Consider the following 23,896-nt stretch of genomic DNA (forward strand, 5'->3'; position numbering starts at 1 on the left):
GCCCATGAGTCAGCGGACCAGGGCGGGGCTGATCGCACTGTGCCTGCTGGCCGTGCTGTGGGGGACCGCCTTTTTCGTGCCGCTGCCCTACGTCACCTACTACCCCGGACCGACCGTCGACATCCTCGGCACGGCCGACGGTGAGGAGACGGTGCAGGTCACCGGGCACCAGGCCTACTACGACGACGGCGAGCTCCGGATGACGACCGTCTACGTGAGCACGCCCCAGGAGGACGTCACCCTCCCCGACCTCCTCCGTGCCTACTTCGACCCCGACGCCGCGGTGTGGCCGCGCTCCTCGATCTATGCCCCCGACGAGACCGACGAGTCCAGCGACCGCGAGTCCGCGGTCGCGATGGTCTCCTCGCAGGACACCGCGATCGCCGCCGCGCTGACCGAGCTGGGCGAGGACGTCGACCCGATCGTCGAGGTCCTCGACGTGACGCCCGGCCTGCCCGCCGAGGGCGAGCTCGAGGTCCGCGACGTGCTCGTCGAGGTCGACGGCACGGCGGTCGAGGAGCCCCAGGACGTCGTCGACGCCGTCGACGCCGTCGACGCCGCGACCGAGGGGCAGCCGATCACGTTCGTGGTGCGCCGCGGCGAGAAGGAACGCACCGTCCAGATCACCCCGGAGCGCGTGGGCGAGGACCTGCGGGTCGGGATCACGCCGGGAGTCGGCTTCGACTTCCCGTTCCAGGTGAGCGTCAACATCGCCGACAACATCGGCGGCCCCAGCGCCGGCCTGATGATGTCGCTGGCGATCTACGACACCCTCACCCCGGGGTCGATGACCGACGGCGCCGACATCGCCGGCACCGGCACGATCACGCCCGGCGGCGAGGTCGGCCCGATCGGCGGCATCCAGCAGAAGATCGCGGCCGCCCGCGACGCCGGCGCCGAGCTGTTCTTCGTGCCCGCCGACAACTGCGACGGCATCGGGGGAGTGGACCCCGGCAGCATGCGGCTCGCCAGGGCCACCACGATGCACGCCGCCGTCGAGACCCTGGCCGACTGGGTCGCCGACCCCGACGCCGACCTGCCCACCTGTGAGGACGCCTCGTCATGACCGACTTCCCCGCGGACCCCGCGCTGCCCCAGGACGCCCAGGTCCTCCCGGAGGACCCCGCACTCGCCACGGCCGTGCTCGAGATCGAGGCGCACGTCGCGCAGGGCGGCTGGGACCAGCCCGCGCGCCTGTACGCCCTCGTGGACACCGCCGCGCTCGTCGCGCAGGAGCCGGCGCTGGCCGCCGCGATGTCGATCGACGGGCCCGGGGAGGACGGCTCCTTCACGCCGGTCGAGCAGGACGCGCTGCCGGTCGGGCAGGCCCTCGAGGAGGCGCTGCACACGATCGCGTGGCCCGACAGCGTCGCCGGGTGTGCCGCCGTGATCGAGCGCCTCGTGCTGCCCCCCGGCACCGACGACGACATCCCCGACGACCCCACCTCGGCCGAGCTGTTCGCCCGCGAGCACCCGGACCGCCAGGAGGTCCGGATGGTCGCGGGCGTCACGCGCGCCGGCGCCTCCTACTGCGCGCTGCGACTGCGCGCCCACGACGACGAGCAGTCCGTGGTCAACGGCACCGAGCTGGTGCCGGGACTCCTGCAGCTGCTCCACGCCACGCTGACCGACCCCAACGACCCACCGCACGACACGTCCGACCCCACCCACGAGAACTCCTGAGCAGGCGCCGGCATGAGCAATCCCTTCGACCGACCCAACGGCCCCCAGGGCCCCGACGGCCCGCAGCGGCCAGGAGGCCCCGGCGGTCCGGCCGGTCCCGGCGCCCAGCGCCCGGCCACCGCGTCGCGGCGACCCGGGGCGCTGGTCATCACCGCGATCATCCTGATCGTCGGCTTCATGCTGCTCAGCGGCTTCGCGTCCTTCTGGACCGAGCGCCTCTGGTTCGGCTCGGTGGGCTACCAGGAGGTCTTCACGACCCTGCTGCTCACCCGCGTCGGGCTGTTCCTCGTCTTCGCCGGGCTGATGGCCGCGACCGTCGCGGTGTCGATGGCGATGGCCTACCGCTTCCGCCCCGTCCTGTGGCCCGGCATGCCGGGCATGCCCGACGACGGGATGGACCGCTACCGCGAGCTGCTGGCGCCCCGGATGGGCTGGGTGATCGCCGCCGCGTCGATCGTCATGGGCCTCTTCGCCGGTGCCTCGGCGTCCGGCCAGTGGCGCAGCTACTCCCTGTGGCAGCACGGCAGCGAGTTCGGCACGACCGACCCCTACTTCAACAAGGACGTCGGCTTCTACGTCTTCGACCTCCCGTTCTGGCACTACGTCGTCGACTACGTCATGGCGCTGGCCGTGGTCGGCCTGATCGCGTCGCTGCTGATGAACTACCTGTTCGGGGGCATCCGACTCTCCGGGCGCCCCGGCGAGCGGCTGACCAGCGCCGCGCAGATCCAGGTGTCGGCGCTGCTCGCGATGTTCGTGATCGCGAAGGCCGTCGACTACTGGCTCGACCGGTTCGACCTGGTCACCAACTCCGGCTCGATCTTCACCGGGATGAACTACACGGCCGACAACGCGGTGCTTCCCGCGAAGGAGATCCTCGCCGGCATCGCGATCGTCTGCGGGCTGCTCTTCCTCGCCAACATCTGGCGGCGCACCTGGCTGCTGCCGTCGGTCGGCGTGGCGCTGTTCGCCCTCTCGGCGATCATCCTCGGCCTGATCGTGCCCACGCTCGTCCAGGCGATCCGGGTGAACCCCAACGTGCCCGACCGCGAGGGCCCGTACATCAAGGAGAACATCGACGCCACGCGGGCGGCCTACCAGCTCGACCAGATCGACGTCCGCGACGTCGCGAGCACCGGCGCCACCGCCGACGGCCGGCTCGAGGCGCTGGACGGCATCACCGAGGGCATCCCGCTCGTCGACCCGCAGATCGTGAGCGAGATCTTCGAGCAGCAGCAGCAGGTGCGCGCCTACTACTCGGTGCCCAACGTGCTCGACGTCGACCGCTACGAGATCGACGGCAAGGACCGCGCCGTGGTGCTCGGCGTGCGCGAGCTCGACCAGAGCGGCCTCGCGGAGAGCGACCAGAACTGGTCGAACCTGCACACCGCCTACACCCACGGCAACGGCATCATCGCCGCCTACGCCAACCAGCGCCCCGAGGACGACTCGGCGCAGCAGAGCGGCATCCAGTGGGCCGAGGGCCAGGAGGCCGACGAGAACGCGCTGACCGAGCTCGCCGGCCCCGACGGCTACGAGACGCGCGTCTACTTCGGCGAGTCGAGCCCGTCCTACAGCATCGTCGGCCTCGACCCGGACTCCGGCGAGGCGCGGGAGTTCGACCTGCCGCGCGGCGACCGCAGCGACGAGGAGGTCGCGACGACGTACGACGGCAAGGCGGGCGTGCCGATCGGCAACCTGTTCAACCAGCTCCTGTACGCCGTGCGCTACAGCGAGCCGAACTTCCTGCTGTCGAGCCGGGTGCACGAGAACTCCAAGATCCTCTACGACCGCAACCCGCGCACGATGGTCGAGAAGGTCGCCCCGTGGCTGACCGTGGACTCCGACCCCTACCCGGCCATGATCGACGGCCGGATCCAGTGGATCCTCGACGGCTACACCGTCACCGACAAGTACCCGCTGTCGCAGCGCGAGTCGCTCGAGGAGATGACCGACGACTCCCTGCAGGAGAACACCGGCTTCCAGACGCTGCCGACCGACGAGGTCAACTACCTCCGCAACTCGGTGAAGGCCACGGTCGACGCCTACGACGGCACGGTGACCCTCTACGAGTGGGACGAGCAGGACCCGATCCTCAAGGCGTGGAAGGAGGTCTTCCCGGGCGTCGTGCAGCCCAAGGACGACATCCCCGACTCGCTGCGCGAGCACCTGCGCTACCCCGAGGACCTCTTCAAGGCCCAGCGCTACCAGTTCCAGCGCTACCACGAGACCTCCGCGTCGGCGTGGTTCGAGGGCTCGAGCCGGTGGGAGGTGCCGAGCGACCCGCAGAGCACGACCCGCCTGCAGCCGCCGTACCGTCTGTTCACCGACACCGGCGAGGGCGAGACCTGGTCGCTGACGTCGGTCTACGTGCCGCGGCGCAAGGAGAACAACCTCGCCGCCTACATGGCCGTCAACAGCGACGCGGCGAGCGACGAGTACGGCAAGATCTCGGTGCTGCAGCTGCCCAACGAGCCCAGCGGCGGCCCGCTGCAGATCGCGAACACGTTCGCGACCAACGAGGACGTCAGCCAGGCGCTGCTGCCCTACACCACCGGTGACGCCGACCGGGTGCCCGGCAATCTGCTGACGCTGCCGATCGGTGACACGTTCATGTACGTGCAGCCGGTCTACACGCGCCGCGACGGTGAGTCGAACTTCCCGATCCTGCGCTTCGTCCTGGTCTCCTACGAGAACCGTGTCGGCATCGGCACGACCCTCGTCAGCGCCATCGAGGACGCCCTCGACGGCGGGTCCGGCGACTCGACCGAGGAGCCCACGGAGGAGCCGACCGAGGAGCCGACGGAGGAGCCGACCGAGGAGCCGACCGAGGAGCCGACCGAGGAGCCGACGGGCAACGCGCAGCAGCAGGTGGCCCAGCTCCTGCAGCAGGCCGAGCAGAAGTTCGCCGACGCCGACGAGGCCCAGCGCCAGGGCGACACGGTGCGCTGGGCGCGGCTGATGGAGGAGGCCCGCGCGCTCATCGAGGAGGCCGTACGAGTGGCTGGTTGACCCCGATTTGGGAACGGCCCGACCACCCCTGTAATGTTCTGTTCACCGACGCGGGGTGGAGCAGCTCGGTAGCTCGCTGGGCTCATAACCCAGAGGTCGCAGGTTCAAATCCTGCCCCCGCTACAAGATGACGAAGGCCCGGACCATCAGGTCCGGGCCTTCGTCGTTCACGCGGGCGGGGCCCCGGGTGCTCAGCGCACGACGAGGTCGGCCCCGGGCTCGGGTGCCGGCTCCTCCACCCGCGCTCCGCTGCGCTCGGCGCCGATGCCGGCGAACACCACGAAGAGGATGCCGAGGACTGCCATGCTGTTGGGCGCCTGGCCGAGCGCGAGGAAGCCGATCACCAGCGCGAAGGCCGGCTCCAGCGCCATCAGCGTGCCGAAGGCGCCGGTGGTCAGGCGTCGCAGCGCCATCAGCTCCAGCGTGAACGGCACGACGGGGAGCAGGATCGCCAGGCCGAGGCCGTACAGCAGGAGCCCGGGCGTCAGGTGGTCGACGACGCCCGGTCCGGCGACGAGGGTCGCCACGGCGCCGGCCACGGGCATCGAGATCGCGAGGCCGCCCAGTCCGCTGACCGCGTCCCCGACGCGCTGCGTCAGCAGGATGTACGCCGCCCAGCAGACCGCGGCACCCAGCGCGTACGCGACCCCCACCGGGTCGGAGGCGCCCGTCCACGGCTGGGTCAGGCAGAGCACCCCGACGGCGGCGACGCCGGCCCAGGCCCGACCGACGCCGCGGCTGCGCCAGACCGCGACGGCGAGGGGGCCGAGGAACTCCAGGGCGCTGGCGGTGCCGAGCGGCAGCCGGGCGACGGCTGCCATGAACAGCACGGTCACGCCCGCCGTGACGACTCCCAGCGCGGCAGCGGACCACAAGGCCTCGCGGCTGTAGTGCGAGAGCCGCGGCCGCACCAGGACCAGGAGCAGCACCCCAGCCCAGGCCAGGCGGAGCCACGCGGCACCGGACGAACCGATGTCGTCGATGAGTCCGACGGAGGCGGCCAGGCCGAGCTGGACGCAGAGCATCGAGGCGATCGCCATGGAGGTGCCGACACGGGCGGGGGAGCGGGGCATGGCTCCAGCAGAGGGGACTGTCACCGTTCGCGTCCACGTGAGATTGCTGGACATGATGTTCAGGAAATTGCAACAATCGCACGGTGGACGTGCACCGCCTCCGGATGCTCCTCGAGCTCTCGCGCCTGGGCTCCATGCGCGAGGTCGCCGACACCCTCGGGACGACCACGTCGAGCGTCTCGCAGGGGATCGCCGCCCTCGCTCACGAGGTGCGCACGCCCCTCGTCGAGCCGGACGGACGGCGCGTGCGGCTCACGCCGGCGGGTCGTCGGCTCGCCGACCACGCCGTGACGATCCTCGCGGCGGTCGAGTCCGCGCGGCTCGACCTGGACCCGACGTCGGAGCCGACGGGTGTGCTCCGGGTCGCGGGGTTCGCCTCGGCGATCCGCCGGTCGCTGCTGCCGGTCGTGGAGGACCTCCGTCGTACGCACCCGGGCATCGCGGTGCAGGTCCACGAGTACGAGCCCGTCGAGGCCTTCGACCTGCTGGCGCGCGACGACGTCGACCTCGCGCTGGTCTACGACTACGACCTCGCGCCCGCGGAGTGGCGGGCCGACCACGACGTCGTGCCGCTGTGGGAGCTCGAGTGGGGGATCGGGGTGCCGACGCGGGACCGGCACCTGGGCCTGGCCGACCTGGCCGACCGCGACTGGATCGTGAACTCGCGCAACACCGCCGACGAGGACGCGCTGCGCACCCTGGCCTCCCGCGCCGGCTTCGTCCCGCGGGTGGTGCACCGCATCGACTCGCTCGAGCTGGTCGACGACCTCGTCGTCGCGGGTCGAGGCGTCGGCCTGCTGCCGCGCGGGCGCGCGTCACGGCGCGGGGTGAGCGTCGTACGCCTGCGCGACCCGGAGGTCAGGCTGCGGGCCTACGCCGTGACCCGTCGCGGCCGGGACAGCTGGCCCCCGCTGCGGGCCGTGCTGGAACGGCTCGCGCCCGGGTGAGACCGGTGGTGGCCCGGCCTCAGCGCACCAGGCTGTTGCCGTGGACCGCGGCCAGGCGGGCCTTGACGCTGAGCAGCGTCTCGATGATGAGGTCCTCGCGGCCGTTGTCGAGGCGGCTGATCGGCACCGCGACGCTGAGCGCGTCGACGGCCTGGTTCGTGAAGGGGAGCGCGACGCCGAAGCAGCGCACGCCCATGCAGGACTCCTCGCTCTCGGTCGCGTAGCCCTGGACGACGGCGCGGTCGATGATCTCCAGCACCGCGTCCTTGTCGGTGGTGGTGTTGGGCGTGATCGCGTTGATGTGCTCTGGCACCATGCTGCGGCGCCTCTCGACCGGGAGCTCGGCGAGCAGGGCTCGGCCCAGGGAGGTGGCGTACGCCGGGAGCCGGCGACCGACGGCCGAGTGCATGCGCAGCGGGTGGATCGACTCGCGCTTCGCGGTGTAGATGACGTCGGAGCCGTCGAGCCGGCCGAGGTGCACCGTCTCCTCCGTGGCGGCGGCGACCTCGTCGAGCACGGACGCGGCGCGGGCCAGGACCGGGTCGCCGTCGAGGTAGGCCGAGCTCACCACGAGGGAGTGGATGCCGAGCTGGTAGACGCTGCCGGTCGGGTCGGTCTGCAGCCAGCCGCGGTCGGTCATCGTGCGCAGGAGCGCGTGCAGGCTGCTCTTGGGGATGTTGAGGCGCGTCGAGAGCTGGAGCTGGGTGCCCGGCCCGTTGGCCGCGATCTCGTCGAGCAGGTCGAGGGCGCGCGCCGCCGACTTCACTGGCCCGGCCGCGGTGGGAGCGGCGATCTGGATCTGCGACATGGGTGGACTCCTCCGTAGGTGGGGGCCCCCGGACGCCCCGCTTCCCACATCGTAGCGCAGTTCGCATACATGGACACGCGTTCAATCCCTTGACCAGTGATCGCCGTCACGTATAAAGTCGAACTCAGTTCACATAGACGAACGCAGTTCATAACACGAGGAGTGTTCCCACCATGCAGGTTCGATACTCGACGTCTCCGACCAGTGCGGAGACTGCCACCACGGCGGACCTGCGCGACAGCTTCCTGGTCGAGGGACTCTTCGTCACCGGCGAGGTCAACGCGACCTACACGCACGAGGACCGCATGGTCATCGGCGGTGCCGTGCCGGGCACGGGCCAGCTCGACCTGCCCGCCTTCGCCGACGTCCTCGGCACCGAGACCCACCTCGCGCGCCGCGAGCTCGGCGTCATCAACGTCGGCGGTGCCGGCCACGTCCTGGTCGACGGCGAGAAGTTCGAGCTCGAGCACCTCGACGGGCTCTACGTCGGCCGGGGGAGCGAGGTCGCCTTCGCCGGTGCCGAGGCCGCGTTCTACTTCGTGTCCGCGTCCGCCCACGCGACGTACCCCACCTCCCTGCTGAGCCACCAGGAGGTCGAGCCGGTCGCGCTCGGCTCCGCCGAGGCCGCCAACGAGCGCAACCTCTTCCGCTACGTGTGGGGCCAGGACGTCGAGACCTCGGTGCTGCAGTTCGGCGTGACCGTGATCGCCGACGGCTCGGTGTGGAACACCTTCCCGCCGCACCTGCACGCCCGACGCACCGAGGTCTACTGCTACGTCGACCTCGCCGAGGAGGACCGGGTCTTCCACTTCATGGGCCAGCCCGGCCACACCCGCCACCTGGTCCTGCGCAACCGCGAGGCGGTCATCTCGCCGCCGTGGTCGATCCACGCCGGCGCCGGCACCGGCTCGTACGCCTTCATCTGGGCCATGGCCGGCGAGAACAACTGCTACACCGACCTCACGCCCGTCGCGGTGGAGGACCTGTGACCTCCTCTCCCTTCGACCTCACCGGCCGCACCGCGGTCGTGACCGGCGCGAGCCGGGGGATCGGCCGCGCCATCGCGCTCGGGCTGTCCCGCGCCGGCGCCGAGCTGGTGCTGGTCGGTCGGCCGGGCAGCAACGACTCCACCCGCGAGGCGGTCGTCGACCTCGGCGGCACGGTCGACGTCGTCGACCTCGACATGGGCGACCTCGACGCCGTGCAGCGCGTGGGCGGCGAGCTCGCCGCGTCGCGTGCGGTCGACGTCCTCGTCAACAACGCGGGCGTCATCGACCGGCAGGACACCGTCGACCTCGACCACGCCGACTGGCAGCGGGTGCTCGACGTCAACCTCAACGGCGTCTTCCTGCTGAGCCAGCAGGTCGGCCGGACGATGGTCGACCGGGGGCACGGCAAGATCGTCAGCATCGCGAGCCTGCTCACCTTCCAGGGCGGCATCCGCGTCGCGTCGTACGCCGCCAGCAAGCACGCCGTGGCCGGCATGACCAAGGCGCTGGCCAACGAGTGGGGCCCGCGCGGCGTCCAGGTCAACGCGATCGCGCCCGGCTACATCGCCACCGACAACACCACCGCGCTCCGCGAGGACCCCGACCGCGCGCGCTCGATCCTCGAGCGGATCCCCGCCGGCCGGTGGGGAGACGCCGACGACATCGCCGGCGCCGCCGTCTTCCTCAGCTCGCGGGCCGCCGACTACGTCAACGGCCACGTCCTGGTCGTCGACGGCGGCTGGATGGCCCGCTGACCCCCGCTTCCCCCTGCAGGACCGCACCACCGCACCACACCACAGCACCACGCAGCAGGACACGCACCACCCGCGTCACCCACTCGGGGCACCACCTGACCCAGAGTCAGACCCACCGCCGGACACCGGCACTCGAAGAGAATGAGGATCGACCATGAAGTTCACCTCTCGACCGACCGCAGTCGTGATCGGCCTGACCCTGGCCGCTGCCGCCCTCGCCGGCTGCAGCGAGGAGGCGTCCGGTGGCGGCGGCGGTGGCTCCGAGGCCGGAGCCTGCGCGCCCGAGGACGTCACCCTGGTGGGCCAGGTGCGCAACGAGTCCAACCCCTACGAGGCGTCGTGGCTCGACGGCGGCGACGCGTTCGCCGAGCAGGTCGGCCTCAGCCAGCAGCGCCTGACCTACGACGGCGACTCGACCAAGCAGCAGGAGCAGATCACCCAGCTCCTCGCCGGCGACACCGACTGCCTCGTGATGAACATCCTCCCCAACGGCGACTCCGACACCCTCCCGATCGTGGAGGGTGCCCAGGAGGCCGGCGCCTACCTCGTCACCCAGTGGAACAAGCCGGCCGACGTCGACGTCACCGACTACAGCCAGTGGCTGAGCCACATCACCTACGACGGCGTCGACTCCGGCCAGCAGATCGGCGACGCGCTCGCCGAGGCCATCGGCGGCTCGGGCGGCATCATCGCGCTGCAGGGCATCCTGGACACCGGCGCCGCGAAGGACCGGTTCGCCGGACTGGAGGCGTCGCTGGAGGCCAACCCCGACGTCGAGCTCCTCGACCAGCAGACCGCCAACTTCTCGCGCGACGAGGCCCTCGCGGTCACCAAGACACTGCTCACCAAGCACGGTGACGACATCAAGGGCATCTGGGCGGCCAACGACGACATGGCCCTCGGCGCGCTCGCCGCGCTCGAGCAGGCCGGCCGCGACGACGTCGCGGTCGTCGGCATCGACGCCGTGCCGGACGCGCTGACCGCCATCGAGGACGGCACCATGACCGCGACCGTCTCCTCCGACGGCCCGTGGCAGGGCGGCATCGGCCTGGCCATCGGCTACTGCGTGGCCACCGGCGAGCTCGCCGCCGACGACATCTCCGACGAGGACCGTGCCTGGTTCGCCGAGCAGTTCCTCATCACCGGTGACAACGTCGCCGACTTCGCCTCCCCGGCGGTGGACGAGGCCGACTTCGAGTGCGGCAACCTCTTCAGCCGGTCGCAGGGCGCGATCTCGTGACCATGACATCCCCCGCCCAGGCCGACACCGAGGACGTGATCGCGCCACGCCCCCAGCCTCGGCGGGGGGTGTCGCTCCGGGACGCAGGTCCCCCGATCGCACTGGTGGTCATCATCGGCATCTTCGCGGTGCTGAGCAGTGACTTCCGCACGGTCGGCAACGTGCAGAACATCATGGACGCGGCGGCCGTGCTCGCCGTCGCGACCTGCGGCATCAGCTTCGTGCTGATGATGGGGTCGATCGACCTCTCCGTCCCCGGCGTCATGGGTGCCTCCGCGATCGCGGTGGCCCTCCTGGTCGCCAACAACCGCAACGGCAACGACCTGGGACTCCTCGGGGTCCTCGTCGCGATCCTGCTCGGCGCTGCCCTCGGCTGCCTGAGCGGGGTCGCGCTGGTCGGCCTCAAGGTCCCCTCCTTCATGACCACGCTGGGCGTCTCGGCCGTCGGGCTGGGCGTCGCGACGCTGATGTTCGCCGGTGTCCAGCCGAACATCTCCGACGAGATGCTGCGCGGCTGGGCGGTCAACCGCTTCCTCGGGCTGGCGTACCTCACCTGGATCGCGATGGCCTGCGTCCTCGTCGGCTGGCTGGTGCAGCGCTACTCGCGCCTGGGCCGCTACGCGTACGCCATCGGCGGCGCCGAGGAGGTGCTCGCGCTGTCGGGGGTGAAGGTGGCCCCCTACAAGGTCGCCGTGTTCACCCTCGCCGGCTCGTTCTACGCGCTGGCGGGCGTGATGGTGACCAGCCAGCTCAGCGCCGGCCTCGTCCAGGCGGGCGCGGGGTACGACTTCCGTGCCATCACCGCCGCGGTCGTGGGCGGCACCCTGCTCACGGGCGGCCGCGGGGGAGTGCTGCACTCCGCCGTCGGCGTCCTCCTCGTCACCGTGCTCATCAACGGCCTCGTCCAGGTCGGGGTCAGCCCCTACTGGCAGGGCGGTGTCCAGGGACTCATCGTCGTCGCGGCCGTGTCGGCCGCGGTCATCCCCCAGCGTCGTAGGAACCAGGTGACGAAGTGACCATCCCTCTCACGGAGCACCCCGAGACGGGGGCGACCGGACCGGTCCACGCACTCGAGGTGCGCGGCCTGGTCAAGCACTACCCGGGCGTCAAGGCGCTCGACGGCGTCGACCTGGTCGTGCGCCAGAACGAGGTGCTGGGCCTCGCCGGCGAGAACGGTGCCGGCAAGTCCACGCTGCTCAAGGCGCTGGTCGGGCTGGTCCGCCCCGACGCCGGCGAGATCTGGGTGCGCGGCGAGAAGGTCCGGCTCAAGAGCGTCGTCGACGCCGCCGACCACGGCATCGGCATGGTGTTCCAGGAGCAGTCGCTGGTCCCCAACCTTACCGCCGCCGAGAACATCGTCCTGGGCAGCGAGGGACCGGGCGTGCGCCGCGGCATCTACCGCTGGGACACGATGCGCAGGCTCGCCCAGGAGCAGCTCGACAAGATCGGCTCCCACATCGACCCGCTCGCGCGGACCGACTCGCTCAGCTTCGCCGAGCGCCAGATGGTGGAGATCGCCAAGGTGCTCCGCATCGAGGAGCGCACGTCGAACCCGCCCGTGATCATCCTCGACGAGCCCACCTCGGTGCTGGAGTCGAAGGAGATCGAGACCCTCTTCACCCAGGTGCGCCGGCTGCGCGAGTTCGCCTCCGTCGTGTTCGTCTCGCACCGCCTCGACGAGGTCCTCGACGTGTGCGACCGCGTGGCCGTGCTGCGTGGCGGGGTGTCGGTGGGCGAGATGCCCACCGCCGACGCCGTGCCGACCGACCTCCACCGCCTGATGATCGGCTCCACCGGGTCCGACGACCACTACCACGAGGGCCTCGCCGAGCGGTCCGCCGACGAGGGCGAGCCCCGTCTCGTCGTCAAGGGCCTGTGCGGCAAGACGTTCCGCGACGTCGACCTCGAGGTGCGGGCCGGGGAGATCGTCGGGATCGTCGGCGTGCACGGCTCGGGTCGCGAGGACGTCTGCCGCGCGCTGTTCGGCGCCGAGCCCACCCTGGCCGGCGAGGTGACCCTCGACGGCCAGCCGCTGGACCTGTCCGGCACCCGGGCCGCCGTCGCGTCCGGCGTCGGCTACGTCCCCGCCGAGCGCAAGATCGAGGGCATGGTCGGCCCCATGTCGGTCGCCGACAACATGACGCTGACCAAGCAGAAGTCCCGCTGTGCGGGGCCGATGGTCGTCCCGCAGAAGCAGGCCTCGCTGGTGGACAAGTGGATCGAGCGGCTCTCGATCCGCACCCCGCACCGGGGCACGCAGATCGGGCGCCTGTCCGGCGGCAACCAGCAGAAGGTCGTCCTCGCCCGGTGGCTCGTCGCCGGCGACATCCGCCTGCTGCTGCTCGACCACCCCACCCGCGGCCTCGACATCGGCGCCCGCTCGGAGGTCTACCGCCTGATGCGCGAGCTTGCCAACAGCGGCGTCGCGACCGTGCTGCTCGCCGACAGCCTCGAGGAGGCGATCGGCATGTCCGACCGGATCATCGTGATGAGCGACGGCCGGGCGACCACCGAGGTCGGCTGCCCCTCCGGCGGCAAGCCGACCCCGCTCGACCTCGTCAAGGAGATGGTCTGAGATGAGCACCCCCGTCATCGCCGAGCCGGCCTCGAACCCCGCGGCCGAGCCCGCGATCGTCAAGGGCGGTCCCACCGCCGCCCAGCGCGTCACGTCGTTCATGCCGGTCATCGCGCTGGTCACGCTGCTCGCGGCGCTGACCATCGCCGACCCGGACTTCCTGAGCCAGCGCAGCCTCACCGCTGCCGTACGCACGTCGGCGCCCCTCGTGGTGCTCGCCGCGGGTGCCACCCTGGTGGTCCTCTGCGGTGGCATCGACCTGTCGATCGCGGCCCTGTGCTCCCTGTCGACCGTCTTCTTCGCCATGTGGCTGCCCGACGTCGGCGGCCTCACGATCCTCGCGGTGGTCGCCGCCGCCGGTGCGATCGGGGCGGTGCAGGGCATCGCCCACGTGCTGCTGCGGATACCGTCGTTCGTGGTGACGCTCGGCGGGATGAGCATCTTCTCCGCCATCGCGCTGGTGATCTCCGACGCCGGTCCGATCCGCGTCGTGGACCGCGACGCCACCTCGTGGCTCAACCTCTACGTCGCCGGCTACGTCCCGATGTCGTTCTTCGTCGCGTTCCTCGTGGTCGCCGTCATCTCGCTCGTCATCAAGCTGACCCCGCTCGAGAGCTTCGTGCGGGCCACGGGCTACTCCGAGTCGGCCGCCCGCCTCGCCGGCACGCCGGTCGACCTGGTCAAGGTCGCCGCGTTCACCGTCTCGGGCGCCTGCGCCGGGCTGGCCGCGGTCATGCTCGCGTCGCGCAACTTCAGCGGCAGCCCGACGATGGCCGACAACCTGCTGCTCCCCGCGGTCGCCGCGATCGTCGTCGGCGGCACCGCCATCACCGGCGGCCACGGCTCGCTCTGGCGCAGCCTCGCCGGGGCCCTGGTCGTCACCCTGCTGCGCGTCGGGCTGCCGATCGTCGGCGTCCCGTCGGCGTGGGAGCAGATCCTCTACGGCGCGATCATCGTCGCCGCCGTCGCGCTGACCCTCGACCGATCGAAGGTGGCGATCATCAAGTAGCGCCCGCCCGTCACCCGTCCTCACCCGCATCTCCAGCACCCAGCACACCCCGCACCGGAAGGCTTCTCATGTCCGCCGCATCCCAGCAGAACTCCCAGCTCCTCCCCGCCGTCTCCTCGTTCCTCTCCTCGCCGCGTCAGCTCCTCATCGACGGCGAGTGGGTCGAGGCGAAGGACGGCCAGACCTTCGACACGGTCAACCCGGCCACCGAGGAGGTGCTCGTCCAGGTCGCCCAGGCCTCCGCCGTCGACGCCGACCGCGCCGTGGTGGCCGCCCGCAACGCCTTCGAGTCGGGCTCGTCCTGGTCGCGGATGAGCCCGCGCGAGCGCTCGCACCTGCTGTGGCGCATCGGCGACCTGGTCGACGAGCGCGCGGAGGAGTTCGCGCAGCTCGAGTCCCTCGACAACGGCAAGAGCCTGGCGTCGGCCCGGGGCGACGTGGGCGTCGCCGCCGAGCTGTTCCGCTACTTCGCCGGGTGGGCCACCAAGATGGAGGGCACCACCATCCCGATGTCGGTGCCGGGTCGCGAGTTCCACGCCTACACCCGTCGTGAGGCCATCGGCGTCGTCGCCGGCATCGTGCCCTGGAACTTCCCGCTCACCATGGCGGCGTTCAAGATCATCCCGTCGATCACCGCGGGCAACACCGTCGTGCTCAAGCCCGCCGAGCAGACGCCGCTCACCGCGCTCTACCTCGGCCAGCTGCTGCTCGAGGCCGGCGTCCCCGCCGGCGTCGTCAACATCCTGCCCGGCTTCGGTGACGCCGGTGCCGCCCTCGTCGACCACCACGACGTGGACAAGGTGGCCTTCACCGGCTCGACCGAGGTCGGCAAGAAGATCGCCGCCGGCGCCTCGAAGAACCTCAAGAAGGTCTCCCTCGAGCTCGGCGGCAAGGCCCCCAACATCATCTTCAACGACGCCGACCTCGAGGCGGCCATCGCGGGCGCCGCGCTCGCCGGCTACTTCAACGAGGGCCAGTGCTGCGTCAACGGCTCGCGCCTGTACGTCCAGCGCGACGTCTTCGACCAGGTGATCGAGGGTGTCGCCGCGGCGGCGAAGGCGATCAAGGTCGGTGACGCGTTCGACCCCGCCACCACCATGGGCCCGCTGGTCTCGCAGGAGCAGCACGAGAAGGTCATGGGCTACGTCCGCGGCGCCGTCGCCGACGGCGCCAACGTGGTCGCCGGCAGCCCCGACCCGGCCGCGGACAAGGGCTACTTCTTCTCCCCGACGCTCATCACCGACGTCACCGAGGACATGGCCGTCCAGACCGACGAGATCTTCGGCCCGGTCATCACCGCCATCCCGTTCGACACCGAGGACGAGGTCGTCGCCGCCGCCAACAACACGGTGTACGGCCTCGCCGCCGGCGTCTGGTCCAAGGACCTCGGCACGGCGCACCGCGTCGGCAGCAAGCTGCGCGCCGGCACCGTCTGGCTCAACACGTGGCACGCCGACGACGTGACGCTGCCCCGCGGTGGCTTCAAGCAGTCCGGCTGGGGCCGCGAGCTCGGCTCGTTCGGCCTCGACGACTACACCGAGCTCAAGACCGTCATCGCCGAGCTCCGGTGATCGAGGGATCGGTCCACCCCGTGAACGCCATCGACGTCCTGGGCGGCCACCGCATCGTGCCGGTGGTCGTCCTGGACGACCCGGCGAAGGCCGACGCCCTGGGCGCGGCCATGGTCGAGGGCGGCCTGCCGGTCGCCGAGGCCACCTTCCGGACGCCGGAGGCGGCGGCGGTCCTGCGCCGCCTCGCCGAGCGGGACGACCTCGTCGTCGGCGCCGGCACGGTCCTCACCGAGCGCCAGGTCGACCAGGCCCTCGAGGCGGGCGCACGCTTCGTCGTGTCCCCGGGCCTCAGCGCGGCCGTGGTGCGTCGCTGCCAGGAGGCGGGCGTACCCGTCGTCCCCGGCGTCGCGACGCCCACCGAGGTCATGCAGGCCCTCGACCTCGGGCTGGACACCGTGAAGTTCTTCCCGGCCGAGGCCAACGGGGGACTGTCGACGATCAAGGCGTTGGCCGCGGCGTTCCCGCAGGTGCGGTTCATGCCCACCGGCGGCATCACCGTCGACTCCGCGCCCGCCTACCTCGCCCACCCGTCCGTCGCCGCCGTCGGCGGCAGCTGGATGGTCGCGGGCGACCTCCTGCGCGACGACCGCTGGGACGAGGTGGCCCGCCGCTGCGCCGCCTCCACCGACCTCTACCTGCAAGGAGCCCCCGCATGATCGAGACCCGACCCGCCGAGGAGTGCGAGCTCGACATCGTCGCGCTCGGCGAGGTGATGCTGCGCCTGGACCCGGGGGAGGGGCGCATCCGCACCGCCCGCCGGTTCGAGGCCTGGGAGGGCGGCGGCGAGTACAACGTCGCCCGGGGCATGCGCAAGGTGTTCGGGCTGCGCGCCGGCGTCGTGACCGCCCTGGCCGACAACGAGATCGGCCACCTGGTCGAGAACCTCGTCATGCAGGGCGGCGTGGACACCTCGATGATCCGCTGGGAGCCCTACGACGGCATCGGGCGCACCGTGCGCAACGGCCTCAACTTCACCGAGCGCGGCTACGGCGTACGTGGTGCCGTCGGCGTCTCCGACCGGGCCCACACGGCCATCGCGCAGATGCGGCCCGGGACGATCGACTGGGACGAGCTGTTCGGCCGTCGGGGGGTCCGCTGGCTCCACACCGGGGGCATCTACGCCGCCCTCTCCGAGAACGCGGCCGCCGTGGCCGAGGAGGCGATGGCGGCGGCGCAGAAGCACGGCACCGTGGTCTCGTTCGACCTCAACTACCGCCCGAGCCTGTGGGCCGGCATCGGCGGGACCGAGCGTGCGCGCGACGTCAACACCCGCCTCGCCGGGCACGTCGACGTGATGATCGGCAACGAGGAGGACTTCACCGCCGCGCTCGGCTTCGAGGTCGCCCACGTCGACGAGCACCTCAGCACGCTGCCCATGGACAGCTTCGAGGCGATGGTCGGCACGGTCGCGGAGAAGATGCCGTGGCTGAAGGTCATCGCGACCACCCTGCGCACGGTGCACACCGCCAGCGACAACGACTGGCAGGCCATCGCATGGTCGCCGGAGACGGGCGTGCTCGCCTCCACCCCGCGCGACCACCTGGGCATCTTCGACCGGGTCGGCGGCGGCGACGGCTTCGCCTCGGGGCTCGTCTACGGCCTGCTCGAGGGCGAGCCCCTCCAGCAGTGCCTCGAGCTCGGCGCCGCCCACGGCGCACTCGCGATGACGACGCCGGGCGACACCTCGATGGCCACGCGCGAGGAAGTGCGTGCGCTGGCCGGAGGCGGGAGCGCGCGCGTACGTCGCTGACACCCTCCCCACCCCAGACCAGGTCCGGGTGGCCGACCCCGTGCGGGGGATCGGTCGCCCGGGCCTGTTTCCATGTACGTGAACTCACTAGACCTTTGGTTCACAATGATGGACAAGGTTCTTGACTGTGTGTGATGGCCGTCATACGTTCAGCCTGTCTCGTGAGCGCTGACCGCACCCGCCGCCCGTCGAGCTCCGCCCCGCCGAGCCCTAGGGAAACGTTGATGAACCTGCTAAGCAGATCCGTACGCCGGCGCCACGCCAGGCGCCTCCGCCGCACGTCGGCGCACCTGGTGGCCGTCACGGCCGCACTGGGTGTCGCGCTGACGCTCACCGGCCCCGTGCAGGCCGCCACGCCTGACGCACCCGCACCGCAGGCGGCCCCGGCCGCCGCACCCGCCGCCGCCGGCTCCGTCGATGACGGCGTGCTGCGCGTGCTGCTGTTCTACAAGCCCAACTTCCACGCCTCCCACGTCCAGGGCCGGGTGGCCATCAAGGAGCTCCTGCAGCAGCTGGGAACGGAGTACGGCCAGACCGTCGACATCCAGGAGACCGACGACCCGGCCGCGTTCACCACCGCGAACCTTGCGACCAAGGACGCCGTCGCCTTCATGCAGACGGGCGGCGTGCTCTTCAACGAGTCGCAGCGCGCCGCGCTCGAGGCCTACATCCGCGGCGGCGGTGGCTACTTCGGCCAGCACTACGCGGGCTGGTCGGTCGGCCAGAGCGAGCACGACGTCAACCCGTTCTACCTCCGGCTCGTGGGCGCCATGTCCGAGGGCCACCCGGAGAACCCCGGCGTGCGCCCCGGCCGGGTCGTCAACGAGGCGACCGACCACCCCCTCAACGCCGGGCTGGCAGCCGAGATCACCCGCAGCGACGAGTGGTACGACTGGGTGGTCAACCCCGCGCCCAACGTCAAGACGCTGCTGTCGATCGACGAGTCCTCGGTGGGCAGCCTCGGCCACAACGGCACGACGCACCCCGTCACCTGGTGCCAGACGATCGACGACGGTCGCTCCTGGTACTCCGGTCTCGGCCACGAGGGGACGGCCTACTCCGAGCCGTTCATCCGCACCATGATGAAGAACGGCCTCGCCTACTCCTCGGGCCTCCTCGAGGCCGACTGCTCGGCGCCGGTCAAGGACGAGCAGGGCTCGTGGAGCGGCGTCACGCCGTGGCCGCTGGTCCCGATCAACGCGGCGCTGACCTCCGACGGCAAGGTCCAGTCGTTCGGCTCGGTGTCCTCGGGCTGCACCGACGCCAACCCCTACGACTGGAGCGGCAACGACTGCGTCACGCAGGGCGGCCAGATGGAGATCGACGTGTGGGACCCCTCCGTGGTCCGCACGGTCGGCAACGTGGTCGCCGGGGTGATCCCCAACGCGACCTACACCGACCTCTTCTGCTCGATGCAGGTGCAGATGCCGCACCGCCGCTCGACCATGACGGTCGGCGGTGACGACGGCCTCGGTGGCAACGCGCCCAACGACTCGGCGATCGGCGTGACGAGCTACTCCACCAACTCCGGCCTCAAGAACGAGGCGCCGATGAACTACCCGCGCTGGTACCCCACCGGCACGACGACGCCCGACGGCTCGATCGTCGTCCAGGGCGGTGCGCTCAAGGGCGGTCCGGGCGGCCCGGGTGTCCTCACGCCGGAGATCTACACCCCGGGTGAGGGGAGCTCGTGGAAGCTCCTCGAAGGCGCCACGAGCCTCCAGGCGTACGGCAGCGGCGGTGGCGCGGCCAACGGCGGCGAGAACCGCTGGTGGTACCCCCGCGCCTTCGTCGCCCCGACCAACGGCAACATCTTCACCATCACGGGCACGCAGATGTTCGAGCTGGACCCGAGCGGTGACGGCGCGATCACGATGCGCGGCACCCTGGGCGCCGGCACCGGCAACCAGGGCAACCTGGGCAACCCGGTCGGCGCCACGTCGACGGCCACGATGTACCGGCCCGGCAAGATCCTGCAGGTCGGCGGCGGCACGTGGTCCAACGGCGGCGGCGGTGCCGGCGCGAGGGCCGGCATCACGGTCGACATCACCGGCGGCACGGCCGACCCGGTGGTCGCCGCGACGCAGCCCATGACGTACGCCCGTCACTGGCCCACCTCGACGGTCATGCCCGACGGCAACGTCATCGTGACCGGCGGCTCCCGCGACAACAACGGCAACGGCGGCTACGTCACCAACGCCGAGATCTGGAACCCCGACAACGGCCAGTGGACCGAGGTCGAGGTGCCCCACGAGCACGCGCGCCTCTACCACTCGATCGCCCTGCTCCTGCCCGACGGCAGGATCATGATCGGCGGTGGCGGCACGCCCGGCCCGCGCAACTACACCGACGTGGAGTTCTACTCCCCGGCCTACCTCTTCGACGCCGACGAGCCGGCCGAGCGACCGGTGGTCACCGACGCGCCCAAGAAGATCGGCTACGACGGCACGTTCACGATGTCGACCGCCAGCACGGTCGACCGGGTCACGCTGGTCCGCAACGGGTCGGTCACCCACGGCTTCAACAACGATCAGAACTTCCAGGACCTGAGCTTCACCCAGTCCGGGAGCACGGTCTCGATCACGTCGCCGACCGACGCCAACTTCGCCCCTCCCGGCGCCTACATGGTGTTCGTGTGGAGCGACGGCACCCCGTCGGTCGCGGACATCGTGCAGATCGACCCCGAGGTGGAGATGGACTCGCCGGCCCCGAAGGTCGTCGACCAGTTCGAGTACCCCCGGCTCCCCGTCGAGTGGCGCAACGCCAACAGCGTCCCGGCCAGCTTCGACGTGGCCCCGGGCAACGGCCGGATGTCGCCGTGGGAGGTGGACTCGCAGGTCGAGCTCATCCGCGCGCTGCAGCCGAGCATGGGCGGTCTGGGGCTCACCGGCTACCACCTCGCGGTGGGCGCCGACGGTGACCTGACCCGTACGGTCCAGGGGCTCGACGTCGGCCAGGAGTACCGCGTCTCGATCCGCTACGCCCGCGACAGCCGGTCCGCCGGCACCGCCCCGGGCACCGCGAGCATCGGGATCGGTGACCTGACCGCGAACCTGTCCGCCCCGACGACCCTGTCCTCGCAGACGGCCTTCGGGACCTGGACGGGCACCTTCACCGCCGACGCGCGGCGGATGCCGCTGACGATCGCCGGGGGAGGCGGGCCGGCCGACGTCGTCCTGGACGACCTCGTGATCGTCGCGACCGCCGAGGGCTCCTCCGACGTCCCGGTCCACTACGAGTTCGAGGAGGGCACCGGCACCTCGGCCGCCAACACCGGCACCGACGCGACCGTGGGTCCGGCGACGCTGACCGGGACCACCGGGTGGAGCACCAGCGGCATCGACGGCGGGGCGCTCGACCTGCCGGGCGGCAGCAACGCCAACACGGTCGACCTGCCGGACGACCTGCTGCAGGGCGAGGAGGCCTTCACGACCTCGTTCTGGGTGCGTCCTGACACCAAGGGGAACTGGATCAACCTGTTCCACATCGGTGACGGCCTCGGTGACGACGGCAGCTTCTTCCAGGTCCAGATGCAGACGCAGGCCAACGGCAACACCGGCCTGGCGGCGACCTTCAAGAAGAAGGGCAGCAACGTCCAGGAGCGCGTCTACGCGGTCCCGACCAAGGACGTGGCGGCCGGCCAGTGGAACCACGTCGCGTTCACGCGCGACGGGGCGGTGGGCAGGCTCTACCTCAACGGCGCGAAGATCGCCGAGCGCACCGACCTGACGATCACCATGGCCGACGTGGGCCCGACGACCAACAACTGGTTGGGCCGCAACGGCTACCCGGACCCCGCCTTCGACGGGCTGATGGACGACGTGCGCCTCTACACCTCGGCCCTGTCGGACTCCGACGTCGCCGGGATGTACGCCGACGGCACCGCGGTCGACACCACCGTCGACGTGTCCGTCACGCCCGCCTCCCCGTCGCCCTTCGACACCCCCATCACGGTGTCGGCGACGATCGGAGCCGCGACCGGTGGCGCCCCGTCCGGCGTCGCCGAGCTGTGGATCGACGGCGCCCGCGAGGGTGGCCAGGTGGAGGTGGCCGACGGCTCGGTGACCTTCCCGCAGGTGACGCTGCCGCCTCGCGAGCACGACATCGAGGTCCGGTTCCTCGCCGAGGCCGGCTGGCGCGACTCCGCGGAGTCGGTCTCCCACACCGTCGCCCGGCCGCCCGTGGGCGAGGGGGTGCCCGTCCACTACAGGTTCGACGAGGGGACGGGGACGACGTCGGTCAACTCCGGCTCGGACCCGGCCATCGGTGACGCCGTGCTGCAGGGCAACGCGGGGTGGACCCCCTCGGCGAAGTACGGCGCGGGCGTGAACCTGCCCGGCGCCGGGCACGTCCGCCTGCCGGACGACATCACGTTCGGCATGGACACCGAGGCCACCATCTCGACGTGGATCCGCCCGACCGCCCTACCCAACTGGACCACCCACGTCCAGCTCGGCAAGGACACGACCGAGTTCCTGCTGCTGCAGTCGGAGACCGAGAACGGCAACCGCGGCTTCGCGGTCACGCTGCGCAAGAACGACGGTGAGCAGTTCCGCACCCAGCTCAACGGGACGGCCGACCTGCCGTTGAACCAGTGGACCCACGTCGTGGTCACCCTCGGCGAGTCGCCGAGCGGCGGCGGTACGACCGTGAAGATCTACTTCAACGGCCAGCTGCAGACCAACGGTGGTGTCCGGGACAACATCCCGGTCAGCATCGGCGACATCGGGGACGGCGGCACCACCGCCAACTTCCTCGCCAACGGCAGCTGGAACGACCCCCGCCCGACCGAGCAGCAGGACGACTTCCGGCTCTACGGCTACGAGCTCACCGCCGAGGACGTCCTGGCCCTCTACAACGGCACCACCAACGTGGCGCCGTCCGCGGTGGCCGACGCCTACTCGACCCCGGCGGGTGAGGCGCTCGTCGTCGACGCCCCCGGCGTCCTGGCCAACGACACCGACCCCGAGGACGACGACCTCACGGCCGTCGCGGCCACCCAGCCGGCGAACGGCACGGTGGAGCTGTCCGAGGACGGGGCGTTCACCTACACGCCCGACACCGGGTTCAGCGGCGAGGACACGTTCACCTACAAGGCCGACGACGGCACCAGCCAGTCGCCTGCCGCCACGGTGACCATCACCGTGGAGGAGGACGCAGAGCCGCCGAACAGGGCGCCCGTCGCCCAGGACGACGCCTTCAGCACCGTGGCCGGCGAGCCGCTGTCGCTGGCCGCGCCGGGAGTCCTGGGCAACGACACGGACGCGGACGGCGACACGCTCACCGCGACCCGGACGGGCCAGCCGGTCAACGGGTCGGTGACGCTCGCCGCCGACGGGTCCTTCACCTACACGCCCGACGCGGGCTTCGCGGGCAAGGACCAGTTCACCTACACGGCGAGCGACGGCACCGCCACCTCGGCGCCGGCGACCGTCACGATCACCGTGAAGTCCGCTGGCGGCAGCACGGGCGGCGACGGTCCGCTCACCTCCGCCGTGGCGGGCGCGGCGGCGCCGTACACCTACGGCAAGGCCGGCTCGCTCGTCGTCAGCGTCGCCCCCGCGGCTGCGACCGGGAAGGTCGAGGTCCGCAACGGCAACGCCCTCCTCGCGACGGCGACCCTCACCGAGGGTCGTGCGACGGTGGAGCTCCCCGCCACGGGACTCGTCCCGGGGACCCACGGGCTCACGCTCCGCTACCTCGGCGACAGCGGCCACAAGCCGTCGTCCTCGCAGGTGTCGGTCGCCGTGGCCAAGGTCGTGCCGCAGATGTCGGTGTCGGCGCCGCTGAAGGTGAAGAAGGGCAAGCGCGCCACGGTCAGGGTCGTCCTCCGGGCGCCTGACGGGGTCCCCGTCACCGGCGACGTGACCGTCGCGATCGCCCGCGGCAAGACCCTGGCCGGCACGCTCAAGGACGGTCGCGTGTTCGTCCAGCTGCCCAAGGCGAAGGGCAAGCGGTTGAGGCTGACCGTGACCTACGCGGGCAGCACGTTGGCGGAGTCCACCACCGAGCAGCTGCGGATCACGGTCCGCCGGCGCTAGGGCAGCAACGACGAGGGCCCCGGGGACGTGTCCCCGGGGCCCTCGTCGTACGTGCTGTGGGTTGAGGCGCCGGCGCAGGAGCCGGCTCGGGTGCCGCTCAGTCGTCGGCGAGCGCGGCGACCACGCCCGCGCGGCTGTCGTCCTCGCTCGCCAGCACCCCGCCGTTGGCGACGATGTCGGCGGTGATCTCGCTGAAGACCATGCGGACGTCCTGGCGACGGGCGCCGAGGATCTCCACGGCGGAGTCGGCGACGGCGCGGGCGAACTCGCGGCGCTGCTCGACCGAGCGGCCCTTGAGGAGCTCGACGGTGATGTTGGGCATGGGGAGGATCCCTTCGTTCATGCGTATGACCCGGATTCGGTGACGCGAATCACGGTAGTGCTAGTTCACATCCTTGACAACAGTTCCGCAGGCTGGTTGTGTGAGGAGGGTCACCGCGCAG

General features: G+C 71.3%; 17 protein-coding genes and 1 tRNA gene. 15 read left to right on the forward strand and 3 right to left on the reverse strand.

The annotated features are described in order from the left end of the window. The first annotated feature begins 4 nt into the window (after positions 1-4). From F4692_RS13460 to F4692_RS13475, 4 genes are all read left to right on the forward strand, one after another. Positions 5-1,066, forward strand: a complete 1,062-nt coding sequence (locus tag F4692_RS13460; RefSeq protein WP_179620118.1) for a YlbL family protein — start codon at positions 5-7, stop codon at positions 1,064-1,066. Further along, the gene (locus tag F4692_RS13465) at positions 1,063-1,683 is read left to right on the forward strand and encodes a PPA1309 family protein (RefSeq protein ID WP_218858416.1); all 621 of its coding nucleotides are present in this window, start codon (positions 1,063-1,065) and stop codon (positions 1,681-1,683) included. Before F4692_RS13460 ends, F4692_RS13465 begins: the two co-directional genes overlap by 4 nt. Before the next feature lie 12 nt (positions 1,684-1,695). Beyond that, positions 1,696-4,695, forward strand: a complete 3,000-nt coding sequence (locus tag F4692_RS13470; protein WP_179620119.1) for a UPF0182 family membrane protein — start codon at positions 1,696-1,698, stop codon at positions 4,693-4,695. A 49-nt stretch (positions 4,696-4,744) separates the two neighbouring features. Beyond that, positions 4,745-4,818: transfer RNA gene (locus F4692_RS13475), tRNA-Met, on the forward strand. A gap of 68 nt (positions 4,819-4,886) precedes the next feature. Here F4692_RS13475 and F4692_RS13480 read toward each other — a convergent pair. Next, on the reverse strand, positions 4,887-5,768 hold the full coding sequence (locus F4692_RS13480; protein ID WP_179620120.1) for an EamA family transporter: 882 nt from the start codon (positions 5,766-5,768) through the stop codon (positions 4,887-4,889). An 83-nt stretch (positions 5,769-5,851) separates the two neighbouring features. Between F4692_RS13480 and F4692_RS13485 the strand changes: the two genes are divergently transcribed. Beyond that, complete coding sequence (locus tag F4692_RS13485) at positions 5,852-6,715, forward strand: LysR family transcriptional regulator (RefSeq protein ID WP_179620121.1); 864 nt, start codon at positions 5,852-5,854, stop codon at positions 6,713-6,715. A 19-nt stretch (positions 6,716-6,734) separates the two neighbouring features. On the opposite strand, the gene F4692_RS13490 is transcribed toward F4692_RS13485, so the two are convergent. Then, entirely contained in the window at positions 6,735-7,523 is a 789-nt protein-coding gene (locus F4692_RS13490; RefSeq protein ID WP_179620122.1) for an IclR family transcriptional regulator, read from the reverse strand. Between the two features lie 173 nt (positions 7,524-7,696). Between F4692_RS13490 and kduI the strand changes: the two genes are divergently transcribed. The 10 genes from kduI (at position 7,697) to F4692_RS13540 (ending at position 23,453) form a co-directional block, all read left to right on the forward strand. After that, entirely contained in the window at positions 7,697-8,512 is an 816-nt protein-coding gene (kduI, locus tag F4692_RS13495; RefSeq protein WP_179620123.1) for a 5-dehydro-4-deoxy-D-glucuronate isomerase, read from the forward strand. Next, complete coding sequence (locus F4692_RS13500; RefSeq protein WP_179620124.1) at positions 8,509-9,267, forward strand: SDR family oxidoreductase; 759 nt, start codon at positions 8,509-8,511, stop codon at positions 9,265-9,267. The genes kduI and F4692_RS13500 overlap by 4 nt, the downstream gene beginning before the upstream one ends. 154 nt (positions 9,268-9,421) lie before the next feature. Next, positions 9,422-10,507 carry a sugar ABC transporter substrate-binding protein gene (locus F4692_RS13505; RefSeq protein ID WP_179620125.1) on the forward strand — a complete coding sequence of 362 codons (1,086 nt, stop codon included), beginning with the start codon at positions 9,422-9,424 and terminating at the stop codon, positions 10,505-10,507. A gap of 68 nt (positions 10,508-10,575) precedes the next feature. After that, a complete protein-coding gene (locus F4692_RS13510; protein ID WP_179620126.1) occupies positions 10,576-11,523 on the forward strand; it encodes an ABC transporter permease in 948 nt (315 codons plus the stop codon). After that, on the forward strand, positions 11,520-13,082 hold the full coding sequence (locus F4692_RS13515) for a sugar ABC transporter ATP-binding protein (protein ID WP_179620127.1): 1,563 nt from the start codon (positions 11,520-11,522) through the stop codon (positions 13,080-13,082). The genes F4692_RS13510 and F4692_RS13515 overlap by 4 nt, the downstream gene beginning before the upstream one ends. 1 nt (position 13,083) lies before the next feature. Further along, on the forward strand, positions 13,084-14,091 hold the full coding sequence (locus F4692_RS13520) for an ABC transporter permease (RefSeq protein ID WP_179620128.1): 1,008 nt from the start codon (positions 13,084-13,086) through the stop codon (positions 14,089-14,091). A 68-nt stretch (positions 14,092-14,159) separates the two neighbouring features. Then, positions 14,160-15,662, forward strand: coding sequence for an aldehyde dehydrogenase family protein (locus F4692_RS13525; protein WP_179620129.1), 1,503 nt, complete (start codon positions 14,160-14,162; stop codon positions 15,660-15,662). 20 nt (positions 15,663-15,682) lie between these two features. Beyond that, positions 15,683-16,318, forward strand: a complete 636-nt coding sequence (gene eda, locus F4692_RS13530; RefSeq protein ID WP_218858417.1) for a bifunctional 4-hydroxy-2-oxoglutarate aldolase/2-dehydro-3-deoxy-phosphogluconate aldolase — start codon at positions 15,683-15,685, stop codon at positions 16,316-16,318. Then, positions 16,315-17,412, forward strand: coding sequence for a sugar kinase (locus tag F4692_RS13535; protein WP_179620130.1), 1,098 nt, complete (start codon positions 16,315-16,317; stop codon positions 17,410-17,412). Before eda ends, F4692_RS13535 begins: the two co-directional genes overlap by 4 nt. Positions 17,413-17,636: 224 nt before the next feature. Further along, positions 17,637-23,453, forward strand: coding sequence for a LamG-like jellyroll fold domain-containing protein (locus tag F4692_RS13540; protein WP_179620131.1), 5,817 nt, complete (start codon positions 17,637-17,639; stop codon positions 23,451-23,453). Positions 23,454-23,550: 97 nt separating this feature from the next. Here the strand turns inward: F4692_RS13540 and F4692_RS13545 are convergent, their stop codons facing one another. Further along, positions 23,551-23,775, reverse strand: a complete 225-nt coding sequence (locus tag F4692_RS13545) for a tautomerase family protein (protein WP_179620132.1) — start codon at positions 23,773-23,775, stop codon at positions 23,551-23,553. Positions 23,776-23,896: the final 121 nt, after the last annotated feature.

This window comes from Nocardioides cavernae, from assembly GCF_013410035.1.
In the GTDB taxonomy this organism is placed as follows: Bacteria; Actinomycetota; Actinomycetes; order Propionibacteriales; family Nocardioidaceae; genus Nocardioides; species Nocardioides cavernae_A.

Bases quoted from the DNA above. Each gene is read 5' to 3' on its own strand.
- F4692_RS13460 (WP_179620118.1), top strand. From the start codon at position 5: ATGAGTCAGCGGACCAGGGCGGGGCTGATCGCACTGTGCCTGCTGGCC.
- F4692_RS13535 (WP_179620130.1), top strand. From the start codon at position 16,315: ATGATCGAGACCCGACCCGCCGAGGAGTGCGAGCTCGACATCGTCGCG.
- F4692_RS13490 (WP_179620122.1), bottom strand. From the start codon at position 7,523: ATGTCGCAGATCCAGATCGCCGCTCCCACCGCGGCCGGGCCAGTGAAG.
- F4692_RS13545 (WP_179620132.1), bottom strand. From the start codon at position 23,775: ATGCCCAACATCACCGTCGAGCTCCTCAAGGGCCGCTCGGTCGAGCAG.
- F4692_RS13480 (WP_179620120.1), bottom strand. From the start codon at position 5,768: ATGCCCCGCTCCCCCGCCCGTGTCGGCACCTCCATGGCGATCGCCTCG.
- F4692_RS13470 (WP_179620119.1), top strand. From the start codon at position 1,696: ATGAGCAATCCCTTCGACCGACCCAACGGCCCCCAGGGCCCCGACGGC.
- kduI (WP_179620123.1), top strand. From the start codon at position 7,697: ATGCAGGTTCGATACTCGACGTCTCCGACCAGTGCGGAGACTGCCACC.
- F4692_RS13525 (WP_179620129.1), top strand. From the start codon at position 14,160: ATGTCCGCCGCATCCCAGCAGAACTCCCAGCTCCTCCCCGCCGTCTCC.
- F4692_RS13505 (WP_179620125.1), top strand. From the start codon at position 9,422: ATGAAGTTCACCTCTCGACCGACCGCAGTCGTGATCGGCCTGACCCTG.
- F4692_RS13540 (WP_179620131.1), top strand. From the start codon at position 17,637: ATGAACCTGCTAAGCAGATCCGTACGCCGGCGCCACGCCAGGCGCCTC.
- F4692_RS13465 (WP_218858416.1), top strand. From the start codon at position 1,063: ATGACCGACTTCCCCGCGGACCCCGCGCTGCCCCAGGACGCCCAGGTC.
- F4692_RS13520 (WP_179620128.1), top strand. From the start codon at position 13,084: ATGAGCACCCCCGTCATCGCCGAGCCGGCCTCGAACCCCGCGGCCGAG.